The organism is Streptomyces sp. NPDC058665 (genome assembly GCF_042714995.1).
Taxonomy (GTDB): Bacteria; Actinomycetota; Actinomycetes; order Streptomycetales; family Streptomycetaceae; genus Streptomyces.
In genome coordinates this window covers 131650-145682 of record NZ_JBHXRX010000016.1, presented here as the reverse complement: position 1 = coordinate 145682, position 14033 = coordinate 131650, and the positions used below count along the sequence as shown (strand labels likewise).

Sequence of the window (14033 nt, the reverse complement as noted above, 5' to 3'; positions counted from 1 at the left end):
AGTGCCCGCAGGGTGGTTTCCTGTGGGCACTTCGGCAACGCGGCGAGGTGCCGTGCCAGGCGTTCCGGGCCCGCGAAGATCCGCCGGACAGGACCGAGGTCTGCTGCTGGCCTTCGTCTGGGCCTGCGCGGAGGCGCTGAGCTGGCCGCTGATGCCCGAACTGCTGCTGGGTGTCGCGTGCGTCGCCGTCCCCCGCGCCGCACCGCGGCTCTCCTTCGCCGCGCTCGCGGGAAGCCTGGCCGGCGGGCTGCTGGCGCTTCAACTCGCGAACACGGGGCTCCAGTTGCCCGCTCCGCTGACGACGGACCCGATGCGGGCGGAGGTACGCCAGGAGCTGGCGGTCGAGTCGGCTCACGCCGTACGCCACCAGACGTGGAACGGCATCCCGTTCAAGGTGTGCGCCGCCGAGGCGGGCCGGGCCGGCGTGCCGGCGGCCGACTGGCTCACGGAGTCCGCGAAGGCGCGCGGCTCCCGGACGCTGACGGTCGGCGCCGCCTTCGCCGCCCTCGGTCTCCTGCTGCGCCGTTTCCGCCGCCACTACGGCGCATACGTCGCCCTGCTCGGTATCGGCTTCGCGGCCGGGCTGTCACTGATCGTGGCCGGCTGGAGCTGAGCGTCCGCCGCGCCCGCGCCTCCGTGCGGAGAAGACACCGCCCCCGTACCGGGTTGGGGCCGGCACGGGGGCGGGGATTACGGGGGCGGGGCCCAGGGCCTCTCTTTTGGATCAGGCCGGAAGAGGGAGCGGGGTCTGGTGCGTGCGGTCGCAAGGCGGAGGAGGGAGTCATGGCGGAGCCATGCCGACCGACGACAACGCGGCGAGTGTGCGTGCCAGGGCTCGCGAGCCCGGCAAGATCCGAAAGAGAGGCCCTAGGCCGGGACGGCCCAGGACTCAGCCCATGTGCGGGTAGCGGTAGTCCGTCGGGGACACGAGCGATTCCTTGATCGAACGCGTCAGCGTCCACCGCATCAGGTTCTGCGGGGCGCCCGCCTTGTCGTTGGTGCCGGAGGCACGGCCGCCGCCGAAGGGCTGCTGGCCGACCACGGCGCCGGTCGACTTGTCGTTGATGTAGAAGTTGCCCGCCGCGTAGCGGAGTTTGGCCATCGCGTCGGCCGCGGCAGCGCGGTCACCGGCGATGACGGAGCCGGTCAGCGCGTACGCCGATACGGACTCCATCTGCGCCAGCATGGCCTCGTACTCCGCGTCCTCGTAGACGTGCACGGCGAGGATGGGGCCGAAGTACTCCGTCGTGAAGACCTCGTTGGCCGGGTCGGTGCAGGCGATGACCGTGGGGCGGACGAAGTAGCCGACGGAGTCGTCGTACGTACCGCCGGCGACGATCGTGCACGTCGGGTCGGCGGCGGCGCGGTCGATGGCGGCCTTGTTCTTCGCGAAGGCCCGCTCGTCGATGACGGCGCCGATGAAGTTGGACAGGTCGGTGACGTCGCCCATGGCGATGGCGTCGACCTCCGCCGCGAACTCCTCCTTGAAGCCGTCGTTCCAGATCGAGGCCGGGACGTACGCGCGCGAGGACGCCGAGCACTTCTGGCCCTGGTACTCGAACGAGCCCCGCGTCAGCGCCGTCTTGAGGACACCGCGGTCGGCGCTCGGGTGGGCGACGACGAAGTCCTTGCCGCCGGTCTCGCCGACGATGCGCGGGTAGGACCGGTACTTCTCGATGTTGCCGCCCACCGTCTTCCACAGGTGCTGGAAGGTCTTGGTGGAGCCGGTGAAGTGGATCCCCGCCAGCTCGGGGTGGTTGAGCGCCACCTCGGACACGGCCAGCCCGTCACCGGTCACCAGGTTGATGACGCCCTTGGGCAGCCCCGCCTCTTCAAGAAGACGCATCAGCAGCACGGCGGCGTGCGTCTGCGTCGGCGACGGCTTCCACACGACGACGTTGCCCATGAGCGCGGGCGCCGTCGGCAGGTTTCCGGCGATGGCGGTGAAGTTGAAGGGTGTGATCGCGTAGACGAAGCCTTCGAGCGGCCGGTGGTCGAGTCGGTTCCACACGCCGGTGGAGTTGGCCACGGGCTGCTCGGCGAGGATGCCGCGCGCGTACGCGACGTTGAAGCGCCAGAAGTCGATCAGCTCGCAGGGGGTGTCGATCTCCGCCTGCTGGATGGTCTTCGACTGGCCCAGCATGGTCGAGGCGGCCAGCGTCTCGCGCCACGGGCCGGACAGCAGCTCGGCGGCGCGCAGGATGATCGCGGCACGGTCGTCGAAGGCCATCGCGCGCCAGCCGGGGGCGGCGGCCAGCGCGGCGTCCACGGCGTCCTGGGCGTCCTGCTCGGTGGCGTTGCCGTACGTACCGAGGACGGCCTGGTGGTTGTGCGGCTGCACGACGTCGAAGCGCTCGCCGCCGCCCATCCGCTTCTCGCCGCCGATGGTCATCGGCAGGTCGACGGGGTGGTCGGCCAGCTCCTTGAGCCTGGCTTCGAGGCGGGCGCGCTCCGGGGAGCCGGGGGCGTAGCCGTGCACCGGCTCGTTGACCGGCGTGGGGACCTGGGTCACAGCGTCCATGAGGGCCGCATCTCCTTGATCAGTAGACGGTTTACGGGCTGCGGTCGGGGAGGGGCGGGGCGGCGCGTCAGCCGCGTGTGGCGAGCGAACGCAGGAAGAAGCCGAGGTTCGCTGGGCGTTCGGCCAGCCGGCGCATGAAGTAGCCGTACCAGTCGGTGCCGTACGCGATGTAGACGCGCACCCGGTGGCCCTCGGCCGCCAGGCGGCGCTGCTCGGCCTCACGGATGCCGTAGAGCATCTGGAACTCGTACGCGTCGAGCTTGCGTCCGGCCCGTACGGCGAGCTCCTGGGCGATCGCGATGAGGCGCGGGTCGTGGGACCCGACCATCGGGTAGCCCTCGCCCGCCATCAGGGTCTTGAGGCACCGCACGTACGCCTTGTCGACCTCGCCCTTGTCCTGGTGCGCGACCCGCGCGGGTTCCTTGTAGGCGCCCTTGACGAGCCGTACGCGCGCTCCCGACGCGGCGAGGGTCCGGCAGTCGTCCTCCGTACGGAAGAGGTACGACTGGACGACGGCGCCGGTCTCCGGGAAGCGCTCCCGCAGCGTCCGGTGGATGGCGAGCGTCGAGTCGACGGTGGTGTGGTCCTCCATGTCCAGCGTAACGGTGGTGCCGATCTCGGTGGCGGCCTCGACGACGGTGGTGATGTTGCCGAGCGCCAGGTCGTGGCCGCCGCGCAGGGCCTGTCCGAAGGAGGAGAGCTTCACCGACATCTCGGCGCGGGCGCCGAGCCCCAGCGGCGCGAGGGCCTCGATCAGCTTCAGATAGGCGTCACGGGCGTGCAGCGCCGCCGACCGGTCGGTGATGTCCTCCCCGAGGACGTCCATGGTGACTTCGAGGCCGCTGTCGGCCATGTCCTGGATGACCGGCGTCGTACCGTCGACGGTCTCGCCGGCGATGAAGCGGTCCACCACGGGCCTGGTGACCGGCGCGGCCGAGACGACACGCCGCATGAGGTCGCTGCGCGACGCGGCGAGAATCACGGGACCCAGCACGGGGCACCTCCACGGAAGAGACAGAGCAGGCCGTACGGGGCGCGAACGCCCGGCGACGGCACGGAGAACCACTTCGAAATCTAGGGACCGGTCCGGTCCTCTGCCATCGACAGCTGTCACGCATCCGTGGCCGGGATCTCAGACATATGTCTGAAAGCGGTGCGAGAATGTCCGGGTGAAGGACGATTACCAGGAGCTGGTCGACGAGATCTCGGCGCTGCTCGGCATGCCGCTGACCCTGGAGAACAGGGATTTCGGGCTGATCGCCTTCGGGGTGCACGACAGCGAGGACGAGGGCGTGATGGACCCCGTCAGGACGCGTTCGATCCTGACACGGAAGTCCACCCCGGCGGTGCGCGCCTGGTTCGAGGGGTTCGGCATCACCCGCGCGACCGGCCCCGTCCGGATCCCGGCCGCGCCGGACGCCGGGGTGTTCCGGGGGCGGATCTGTCTGCCCGTACGGCACCGGGGCACGGTGCTCGGTTACGTATGGCTGCTCGACGACACCGGCAGAGGTCCCACGGACGACCGTTTGGCGGCGGCCATGGAGGTGACGGGGCGGATCGGGGCGCTGCTCGCCGAGGAGGTGAAGGCGGGCGCCGACCTGGCGCGTGAGTTCCGCGCCGTACTGACCGCGGAGCGCGGGTGGCAGCGCGACATGGCCGTGGAGGCGCTGCGTACGGCGCTGGGGCCGGGGGCGGACGGGCCGCACATGGTGGTGTGTGTCGCGCCGTGGGCGGGCGCGGACCCGGCGGTGCGCGCCGTGCCGGGGACCGCGGCGCTGTGCACGCTGCCAGAGCTGCCCGGCCCGCCGGACCGGGCGGACCCGCCGGCGTCCGGTCCGGACGGCGCCTCGCCGGGGCGCGGCGCCGGCGAGGTGCCCCGGGCGCTCGCCGTGCTCGTACGGCTCCGGTCGCCCGACACCCTGGCACCCACGCTCGCGGCCACGGCCCACCTGCGCGACATCGCGGGCCCCGGGGCCGCCGCCGGGGCGGCGACGCCGCGCCGTGGCCTGGCCGAACTGCCCGACGCCTGGCACGAGGCGGTCGCCGCGGCCCACGCGTCGGCGGCGCAGCCGCGGTTCGGCGCGGTGGCACAGTGGTCGGAGATCGGCCCGTTCCGGCTGCTGACGTCGCTCCCGCCGGGCATCGACCCTGCGGTACGCCCGCTGCTGACGCCCGCGAACACGGAGCTGACGCACACGGCGGAGGTCTATCTCGACTGCGCGGGCCAGGCGGGCCGTACGGCCTTGAAGCTCGGCATCCACCGCCAGACGCTCTACTACCGGCTGTCGCGCGTCGAGAAACTCACGGGGCTCGACCTGGCCGACGGCGAGGACCGGCTGCTGCTGCACATGGCGCTGAAATCCGCACGGCTCAGATCCTGATCGCGGGCTCTCCCAACGAGGCTGCGCCGGTGCGGGAGTTGGCCACCGACGCATGGGACGGGAAACGGTGCGGGGCCCGGGAAGAATCCCGGGCCCCGCACCACGTCGAACCGTCCGGCCTCGCAGCCGTCGGATCAGCCGGATCAGTCGGTCAGATCCACCGAGCGCGCCGAGTTCGCGCCGATCTCGTCGGAGATCTCCGCCAGCACGGCCGGCGGCACGGTGTCGTCGACGGACAGGACGACCAGCGCCTCGCCGCCCTCCTCCGCGCGCGAGACCTGCATCCCCGCGATGTTCAGCCCCGCCTCGCCGAGAATCCGGCCGACGGTGCCGACGACGCCGGGACGATCCTCGTACCGCATGACGACCATGTGCTCGGCCAGGGACACGTCCACGTCGTACTCACCGATCGCGACGATCTTCTGCAGGTGCTTCGGACCGGCGAGCGTGCCGGAGACCGACACCTCCTCGCCGCCCGAGAGCGTGCCCCGTACGGTGACCACGTTGCGGTGGTCGGGCGACTCGCTCGACGTCGTGAGACGCACCTCGACGCCGCGCTCCTGCGCGAACAGCGGCGCGTTCACATACGACACCGTCTCGTCGACGACATCCTCGAACACGCCCTTCAGCGCGGACAGTTCGAGCACCTTCACGTCGTGCTGCGTGATCTCGCCGTAGACCTCGACATCGAGCCGTACGGCGACCTCGCCCGCCAGCGCGGTGAAGATCCGGCCCAGCTTCTCGGCCAGCGGCAGACCCGGCCGTACGTCCTCGGCGATGACCCCTCCCTGGACGTTGACCGCGTCGGGCACCAGCTCACCGGCGAGCGCGAGCCGCACCGACCTGGCGACCGACACACCCGCCTTCTCCTGCGCCTCGTCCGTCGAAGCGCCGAGGTGCGGGGTGCAGACGACCTGGTCGAACTGGAAGAGCGGGGAGTCCGTGCAGGGCTCCTTCGCGTACACGTCCAGACCGGCGCCGGCGACGCGGCCCTCCTTGAGCGCGGAGGCCAGCGCCTCCTCGTCCACGATCCCGCCGCGCGCGGCGTTGACGATCCGCACCGTCGGCTTGACCTTGTGGAGCGCCTCGTCGCCGATCAGCCCGAGGGTCTCGGGGGTCTTGGGCAGGTGGACGGTGATGAAGTCCGACACCTCAAGAAGCTCGTCCAGCGAGAGCAGCTTGACGCCCATCTGCGCGGCCCGCGCGGGCTGTACGTACGGGTCGTACGCGACGATCTTCATGCCGAACGCCGACATGCGCTGCGCGACGAGAACACCGATGCGGCCGAGGCCGACGACGCCGAGCGTCTTCTCGCTCAGCTCGACGCCCGTGTACTTGCTGCGCTTCCACTCGCCGTTCTTCAGGGCGGAGTTGGCCTGCGGGATGTTGCGCGCCGTGGCGACCAGCAGACCGCACGCCAGCTCGGCGGCGGTGACGATGTTCGATGTGGGCGCGTTGACGACCATGACGCCGGCCTTGGTGGCGGCGGAGACGTCGACGTTGTCGAGGCCGACACCGGCGCGCGCGACGACCTTCAGCTTCTTCGCCGCGGCCACGGCCTCGGCGTCGACCTTGGTCGCGGAGCGGACGAGGATGGCGTCCACGTCGGCGATGGCGGGCAGCAGTTCGGCGCGGTCGGCGCCGTTGCAGTGGCGGATCTCGAAGTCCGGACCGAGCGCGTCGACGGTGGCGGGCGACAGCTCTTCGGCGATGAGTACAACCGGCTTTTCATTGGAACGCGAGCTCACGTGGGTCCTCACAGGTCCATTGCGGACGGCCGTCCCGACGGCCGCAGGCGGCGGAGGGTGCCAGGCCCTGGTCCGGGCCTGATCGCGTGGAAGACGCACGACGTTGTGGGCCTGACGCGTATGTGTTCTGCAGTGTAGTGCTGTCCTGGGCGGGGGTTTCCCGTCCGGGCGGGCGGATCACCCGTACGTGGCCGGACCCGCCGCAAGCGCTTACCGACGGGGCCCGTCCGGTGCCGGACCCGGCGTACGGGCCCGGCGCCGGGACGGCTCAGGCGTCGTCGTTGTCGACCCAGCTCATGAGCTTGCGCAGCTCACGGCCCGTGCTCTCCAGCAGCGAGTCGCTGTCGGCCTTCTTGTACTCGTTGTACTTCTTCAGACCGCCGTGGTACTCGTCCATCCAGTTGTTGGCGAACGTACCGTCCTGGATCTCGGCCAGGATCTTCTTCATCTCGGCCTTGGTCTGGTCCGTGATGATGCGCGGGCCGCTGACGTAGTCGCCCCACTCGGCGGTCTCGGAGACCGACCAGCGCATCTTGTCCAGGCCGCCCTCGTACATCAGGTCCACGATCAGCTTGAGCTCGTGGAGACACTCGAAGTACGCGATCTCCGGCTGGTAGCCGGCCTCGACCAGCGTCTCGAAGCCCGCCTTGACCAGCGCGGACGTACCGCCGCAGAGAACGACCTGCTCACCGAAGAGGTCGGTCTCGGCCTCCTCGCTGAAGGTCGTCTTGATGACGCCGGCGCGGGTGCCGCCGATGCCCTTCGCGTAGCTGAGGGCCAGCTCGAAGCCCTTGCCGGTGGCGTCCTGCTCGACGGCCGCGATACACGGCACGCCGCGGCCTTCCTCGTACTGCCGACGGACCAGGTGGCCGGGGCCCTTCGGGGCGACCATCGCGACGTCGACACCCGCGGGCGGCTTGATGAAGCCGAAGCGGATGTTGAGGCCGTGGCCGAAGAACAGCGCGTCGCCGTCCTTCAGATTGTCCTTGATGGACTCCTCGTACACCTGCGCCTGGATCGGGTCCGGCACCAGGATCATGATGACGTCGGCCTCGTCGGCCGCCTCGGCGGGCGTGACCACGCGCAGGCCCTGCTCCTCGGCCTTCACCTTGGACTTCGAACCCTCGTGCAGGCCGACCCGGACGTCGACACCCGAGTCACGGAGCGACAGCGCGTGGGCGTGGCCCTGGCTGCCGTAGCCGATGACCGCGACCTTGCGGCTCTGGATGATGGACAGGTCGGCATCGTCGTCGTAGAACAGCTCGGCCACTGGGTCTTCTCCTTGGTGTGCAAACTGGGTGTCGCTGTGTGGGCCCCACCGTACGGCGGGGCGGGTAAAGGGAGTCTCACGGTCTCGGCATACGAACCGGGACGCCGTACGGCTCCGAGGAGGCGGGCTACGCGCTGCGGTCGAGCGCCCGCAGGCTGCGGTCCGTGATGGACCGTGCGCCGCGCCCTATGGCGATCGTGCCGGACTGGACGAGTTCCTTGATGCCGAACTGCTCCAGCATCTTCAGCATGGCGTCGAGCTTGTCACTCGATCCGGTGGCCTCGATGGTGACGGCCTCGGGTGAGACGTCCACCGTCTTGGCGCGGAAGAGCTGCACGATCTCGACGATCTGGGAGCGGGTCTCGTTGTCGGCGCGGACCTTCACCAGGACGAGCTCGCGCTGGATCGCGGCGCCGGGCTCGAGTTCGACGATCTTCAAGACGTTGATCAGCTTGTTGAGCTGTTTGGTGACCTGTTCGAGCGGCAGGTCCTCGACATTGACCACGATGGTGATGCGGGAGATGTCGGGGTGCTCGGTGACGCCCACCGCGAGTGAGTCGATGTTGAAGCCGCGCCGGGAGAACAGGGCGGCGATCCTGGCGAGGATGCCGGGGGTGTTCTCCACCAGGACGGAGAGGGTGTGCTTGGAAGACATTTTCGTCGTTCTTTCTCTCGCTCTCGGCATCCGGCTCAGTCGTCCAGGCTGTCGCCGAAGTCGGGGCGCACACCCCGGGCGGCCAGGACCTCGTCGTTGGAGGTGCCCGCGGCGACCATCGGCCAGACCTGGGCGTCCTCGTGGACGATGAAGTCGACCACCACGGGGCGGTCGTTGATGGAGTTGGCCTTGGCGATCACGGCGTCCAGATCGCCCGGGGACTCGCAGCGCATCGCGACGCAGCCCATGGCCTCGGCCAGCTTCACGAAGTCCGGGATACGGGTGCCGCCGTTGGGCTTCGCGTCGTCCGCGCGGTCCGATCCCTCGATGGAGCCGCCGGCGGCGACGTCGGGGCCGCTGTGCAGGACGGTGTTGGAGTAACGCTGGTTGTAGAAGAGGGCCTGCCACTGGCGGACCATGCCCAGCGCCCCGTTGTTGATGATCGCGACCTTGATGGGGATGTTGTTGAGGGCGCAGGTGACCAGCTCCTGGTTGGTCATCTGGAAGCAGCCGTCGCCGTCGATCGCCCAGACGGTGCGGTCGGGCCGGCCGGCCTTGGCGCCCATCGCGGCCGGGACCGCGTAGCCCATCGTGCCCGCGCCGCCGGAGTTGAGCCAGGTGGCGGGCTGCTCGTAGTCGATGAAGTGGGCGGCCCACATCTGGTGCTGGCCGACGCCCGCCGCGTAGATCGTGTCGTCCGGGGCCAGTTGGCCGATGCGCTGGATGACCTGCTGCGGGGAGAGGCTGCCGTCGGCGGGCTGGTCGTAACCGAGCGGGTAGGTCTCGCGCCAGCGGCTGAGATCGCGCCACCAGGCGCTGTAGTCACCGACGTTGCCCTCGGTGTGCTCGGCCTGGACCGCCTGGACGAGGTCGGCGAGGACCTCGCGGGCGTCCCCGACGATGGGCACGTCCGCGGCACGGTTCTTGCCGATCTCGGCCGGGTCGACGTCGGCGTGGACGATCTTCGCGTACGGGGCGAAGCTGTCCAGCTTGCCGGTGACGCGGTCGTCGAAGCGGGCTCCGAGGGCGACGATCAGGTCGGCCTTCTGCAGCGCGGTGACGGCGGTGACCGCACCGTGCATGCCCGGCATTCCCACGTGCAGCGGGTGGCTGTCGGGGAACGCGCCCAGCGCCATCAGGGTGGTGGTGACGGGGGCGTTGGTCAGTTCGGCGAGGACGCGCAGCTCGGCGGTGGCGCCGGCCTTGATGACGCCGCCGCCCACGTAGAGCACCGGCCGCTTGGCCTGCGTGATCAGCTTGGCGGCCTCACGGATCTGCTTGGCGTGCGGCTTGGTGACGGGGCGGTAGCCGGGCAGCTCCTGGGTGGGCGGCCAGCTGAAGGTGGTCTTCGCCTGGAGGGCGTCCTTGGCGATGTCGACCAGGACGGGGCCGGGGCGGCCCGTCGAGGCGATGTGGAACGCCTCGGCGATGGTGCGGGGGATGTCCTCCGCCTTGGTGACCAGGAAGTTGTGCTTGGTGATCGGCATCGTGATGCCGCAGATGTCCGCCTCCTGGAAGGCGTCCGTGCCGATCGCCTTGCTGGCGACCTGGCCGGTGATCGCCACCAGCGGCACGGAGTCCATGTGCGCGTCGGCGATCGGGGTGACCAGGTTGGTGGCGCCGGGGCCGGAGGTGGCCATACAGACGCCGACCTTGCCGGTGGCCTGCGCGTAGCCGGTGGCAGCGTGGCCGGCGCCCTGCTCGTGGCGGACCAGGATGTGGCGGACCCGGGTGGAGTCCATCATCGGGTCGTACGCGGGGAGGATGGCGCCGCCGGGGATGCCGAATACCGTGTCGGCCCCCACTTCCTCAAGAGAGCGGATGAGGGACTGCGCGCCCGTGACGTGCTGGACGGTGGCGGACGTGGGTCCGCCGTTACGGGCGCGCGGCGTCGGGTGGGCCCCGGTGGCCTGCTCGGTCATCGTCAGTCTCTTCTCGAAGCTGAGGGTTTTTGCGGGGGTTTGGGCTGTGCCAGTACAACAAAAAACCCCTCGTGCCGGGAGGCAGGCGAGGGGAGCGCGTCGGTGCGGTTCGCAGGGCCGGTGGTGGGCACTGCTTCAGCCGACGCGCTGTCCAAGTACGAGAATTCGGGTGCGCATGGCATTGACCCTCCCTCCGACGCGCCATCACTGTCAAGTGGGTGGGACCGGCGTCTCAACATTTGAGCGCATGGACGGTCGGGTGATCGGCCTGGGGATCATGTCGGGGGTCGCCGCGCGCGTACGGCGCACGGGCAGTGCGCCCCCGGAGAGCACCGGGAGCGGGGCGGCGCCGGGGAGCGGGTATTCGCCGCGGACCAGCGCGCGGCGCAGCCGGTACTCGTCCAGGGGGCCGGAGAAGGCCATGCCCTGGCCGTGGGTACAGCCCATGGCACGCAGCGCGAGCACCTGTTCCGGTACGTCGACGCCCTCGGCCACCGAGACCATGCCCAGGTCACAGGCGATACGGAGCAGTCCGGCCGTGATCTTGTGCAGCCTGGCGGACTCGACGACACCCTCGACCAGCCCTCGGTCCAGTTTCAGCACGTCGACGGGGAGGCGGCGCAGTGCGTTGATCGCCGCGTAACCACTGCCGAAGCCGTCCAGCGCGATCCGTACGCCCAGCCGGCGCAGCGCGAGCAGCCGGTGCTCCAGCTCGTCCACGGACGTACGGGGGTCGCTGTCGGCCAGCTCGATCAGCAGGGCGCCCGACGGCAGCCCGTGACGGGTCAGGAGGGCCTCGATGGAGCCGAGCGGCATGGACCTGTCGAGCAGTCTGCGGGCGGAGAGACGGACGGTGACCGGGACCAGATGGCCCCTCCGGCCGCGCTCGGCGGCCTGCTCGACGGCTTCTTCGAGCAGCCAGCGTCCTAATTCGGCGGTGCGGTCGCTGTCGTCGGCGACGCGTAAGAACTCGGCGGGGGTGAAGAGGATGCCCTGGGCGGAGCGCCAGCGGGCCTGCGCGGCGACGGCGGAGATCTGCCCGGAGGCCAGATCGACCACGGGCTGGTGCAGGAGCGCGAACTCACCATCGCGCAGGGCGGCGCGGAGTCTGACGGCCAGCTCGGTCCTGCGGACCACGTCGGCCTGCATCTGGGGCGCGTACAGCTCGACCCGGTCCTTGCCGCCGGCCTTCGCGCGGTACATCGCGAGGTCGGCGTTGCGCATCAGGTCGGTGGGGGTGATGCCGGGCTCGGCGAAGGCGACTCCGATGGAGGCGGCGACGCGGACATCGTTGCCTTCGATGCGGTACGGCTCCGAGAGCCTGAGGCGCAGCCGGTCGGCGATCTCGTGGACCTGGTACTCCCGGGCGGTCTGGTCGTCGGTGCCGTCGCCGAGGATGAGGGCGGCGAACTCGTCCCCGCCGAGGCGCGCGGCGGTGTCCCCCGCCCGTACCGAGTCGTGGAGGCGGCGGGCCGCGTGGATCAGCAGTTCGTCGCCGACCTGATGGCCGAGGCGGTCGTTGACGCCCTTGAAACCGTCGAGGTCGATGAAGAGCACCGCCGTACCGGGGTCGCCCGCGCGGCGTCCGGAGAGGGACTGGCGGACCCTCTCGGTGAACAGCGCGCGGTTGGGGAGGTCGGTGAGCGGGTCGTGCTCGGCATTGTGCTGCAACTGGGCCTGGAGTCTTACGCGTTCGGTGACGTCGCGGCTGTTGAGGATCAGGCCGCCCTGATGCCGGTTGACGGTCGATTCCACATTCAGCCAGTCGCCCGAGCCCGATTTGAAGCGGCACTCGATGCGGGTGGTGGGCTCTTCCGTGGGAGGGGCGGCGAGGAAGCGGCGTACTTCGCGTTTGACCCGGCCCCGGTCGTCCGGGTGGATGATCGATTCCAGTTCGGCGCCGACGAGGCCGTCCGCCTCGCGTCCGTAGACACCGGCCGCCGCCGGGCTGACGTAGTCGAGGGTGCCTTCGGGTCCGGCGATCATGATGACGTCGCTCGACCCCTGGACCAGCGAACGGAAGTGGTTCTCCTTCTGGGCCAGTTCATGGGCGAGCGCGATGTTGTCGACGAGCATGATCCCCTGCCGTACGACCAGGGCGAGGACGACCGTGCAGCCGGTGAGGACCACCACCCGGTCGACCCGGCGGCCCTCGATGACGTTGTAGAGGATCCCCAGGGTGCATACCGCGGCGGCGAGATAGGGCGTGAGGGCGGCCAGGGAGCCCGCGATCGGCCTGCTGGAATGTCTGGCCGGGCGAGGGGGCCGCACCTGCGCGGGCGCTGTCTCGGCGGCGGCACCGCGGACGCCCCAGGGCGCGTAGGCGAGCAGCAGGGAGCCGGCGAACCAGCCCGCGTCGAGCAGCTGGCCCGAGCGGTAGGTCTCCCGGAGCAGCGGGGAGGTGAACAGGGCGTCGCACAGGACCGTGAGGGCGAGGGCGGCGATGGCCGAGTTGATGGCCGTACGGCTGCCCGCCGAGCGCCGGAAGTGCAGCGCGAGCACCATGCTGACGAGCACGATGTCCAGCAGTGGATAGGCGAGGGAGAGCGCGGCGTGGGCGACCGTCTCGCCGTCGAAGTGCGTGGTGTGCGCGAGGGCCAGGCTCCAGGAGAGCGTGAGGAGCGAGCCGCCGATCAGCCAGGCGTCGAGGCCGAGACAGACCCAACCGGCCTTGCTGACCGGGCGTTTGGCCAGGACGAGCAGGCCGACGATGGCGGGCGGCGCGAAGCAGAGGAAGAACAGGTCGGCGAGGGAGGGGCTCGGCACGGGCTGGTCGAGCACGACCTCGTACCAGCCCCAGACCGCGTTCCCGCCGGCGGCCATGGCTGAGGAGAGCGAGAAGAGCAGCCAGGCGGGGCGGAAGTGGCTGTCGTTGCCGCGGGCGTAGAGGAAGCAGGAGACCGAGGCGATGAGGGCGGCGATGCTGAGGCCGAAGTCGCCCATGAACAGGGCCACTTCACGGGAGCCCCAGCCGAGGGCCGCGCCGGTGGCGTAACCCCCGCAGATCAGGGCGAGGAGAAGTTGCGCGAGGAAGCCCGTGCCTCCGCCGCCTCCGCCGTCGTTGCCTGCTTCGTTGCCGCCGCCGTTGACGCTTTCGCCGGCGCTGCCGGTGCCGCTGTCGGCGTCGCCGCCCGGGGCCGTACGGCGGCCGAGGAGCGCCCCGGGGGCGCTCACGGGGTCACCTCCAAGGGTGTCGCCGCCGACGGGCTCGGTGCGAGCGCGGGTGAGGCGTGCGCCGGTGGAACAGGCGTCGGCGGTACGCGTGTTGGTGAGGTGCGCGTCGCCGGGGCGGGGGTTGTCGCCCGGGTGCGCGCCACCGGGCCGCGCCTCGGCAGGTCCGATGGCCGTCGTAGGCGGCCCTTCCGCGTCGGATCGTTCGTCCATCGGCAGTACATCGCCCGTCGCCCCCCTCGGATTCTGTTCGCTCCGCCACGCCGCCCGCACGACGCGGCCCCCAGATCGGGACGATACACCAGACTCGTCACTCAGGGACATAGTTCTTCTACTCTCCGTGACGAGCAGGGGAGTTGTCGATC

Annotated in this window: 8 protein-coding genes and 1 pseudogene; 2 read left to right on the top strand and 7 right to left on the bottom strand. The window is 70.5% G+C overall.

The genetic code is table 11. The annotated features are described in order from the left end of the window. A pseudogene (locus ACFWV8_RS13235) lies at nucleotides 1–613 on the top strand (1-acyl-sn-glycerol-3-phosphate acyltransferase); the annotation flags it as partial. Nucleotides 614–889: 276 nt separating this feature from the next. On the opposite strand, the gene pruA reads toward ACFWV8_RS13235, so the two are convergent. Both pruA and ACFWV8_RS13225 read right to left on the bottom strand, forming a co-directional pair. Then, a complete protein-coding gene (gene pruA / locus ACFWV8_RS13230; protein ID WP_329381113.1) occupies nucleotides 890–2521 on the bottom strand; it encodes an L-glutamate gamma-semialdehyde dehydrogenase in 1632 nt (543 codons plus the stop codon). Between the two features lie 67 nt (nucleotides 2522–2588). After that, nucleotides 2589–3515, bottom strand: coding sequence for a proline dehydrogenase family protein (locus ACFWV8_RS13225; RefSeq protein WP_384200510.1), 927 nt, complete (start codon nucleotides 3513–3515; stop codon nucleotides 2589–2591). 175 nt (nucleotides 3516–3690) lie between these two features. On the opposite strand from ACFWV8_RS13225, the gene ACFWV8_RS13220 reads away from it, so the two are divergent. Then, complete coding sequence (locus tag ACFWV8_RS13220) at nucleotides 3691–4902, top strand: PucR family transcriptional regulator (RefSeq protein ID WP_384200509.1); 1212 nt, start codon at nucleotides 3691–3693, stop codon at nucleotides 4900–4902. A gap of 143 nt (nucleotides 4903–5045) precedes the next feature. Here the strand turns inward: ACFWV8_RS13220 and serA are convergent, their stop codons facing one another. The 5 genes from serA to ACFWV8_RS13195 form a co-directional block, all read right to left on the bottom strand. Next, nucleotides 5046–6650: a phosphoglycerate dehydrogenase gene (gene serA, locus ACFWV8_RS13215; protein WP_329381118.1), complete on the bottom strand. Its 1605-nt coding sequence runs from the start codon at nucleotides 6648–6650 to the stop codon at nucleotides 5046–5048. Nucleotides 6651–6918: 268 nt separating this feature from the next. Continuing rightward, nucleotides 6919–7920: a ketol-acid reductoisomerase gene (ilvC, locus tag ACFWV8_RS13210; RefSeq protein WP_384200507.1), complete on the bottom strand. Its 1002-nt coding sequence runs from the start codon at nucleotides 7918–7920 to the stop codon at nucleotides 6919–6921. A 127-nt stretch (nucleotides 7921–8047) separates the two neighbouring features. Continuing rightward, nucleotides 8048–8575: an acetolactate synthase small subunit gene (gene ilvN / locus ACFWV8_RS13205; protein ID WP_078074922.1), complete on the bottom strand. Its 528-nt coding sequence runs from the start codon at nucleotides 8573–8575 to the stop codon at nucleotides 8048–8050. A gap of 35 nt (nucleotides 8576–8610) precedes the next feature. Continuing rightward, complete coding sequence (locus ACFWV8_RS13200; RefSeq protein WP_384200505.1) at nucleotides 8611–10497, bottom strand: acetolactate synthase large subunit; 1887 nt, start codon at nucleotides 10495–10497, stop codon at nucleotides 8611–8613. Between the two features lie 210 nt (nucleotides 10498–10707). After that, nucleotides 10708–13671 carry a putative bifunctional diguanylate cyclase/phosphodiesterase gene (locus tag ACFWV8_RS13195; RefSeq protein WP_384200529.1) on the bottom strand — a complete coding sequence of 988 codons (2964 nt, stop codon included), beginning with the start codon at nucleotides 13669–13671 and terminating at the stop codon, nucleotides 10708–10710. Between the last annotated feature and the right edge of the window lie 362 nt (nucleotides 13672–14033).

Bases quoted from the DNA above. Each gene is read 5' to 3' on its own strand.
- pruA (WP_329381113.1), bottom strand. From the start codon at position 2,521: ATGGACGCTGTGACCCAGGTCCCCACGCCGGTCAACGAGCCGGTGCAC.
- ilvN (WP_078074922.1), bottom strand. From the start codon at position 8,575: ATGTCTTCCAAGCACACCCTCTCCGTCCTGGTGGAGAACACCCCCGGC.
- ACFWV8_RS13200 (WP_384200505.1), bottom strand. From the start codon at position 10,497: ATGACCGAGCAGGCCACCGGGGCCCACCCGACGCCGCGCGCCCGTAAC.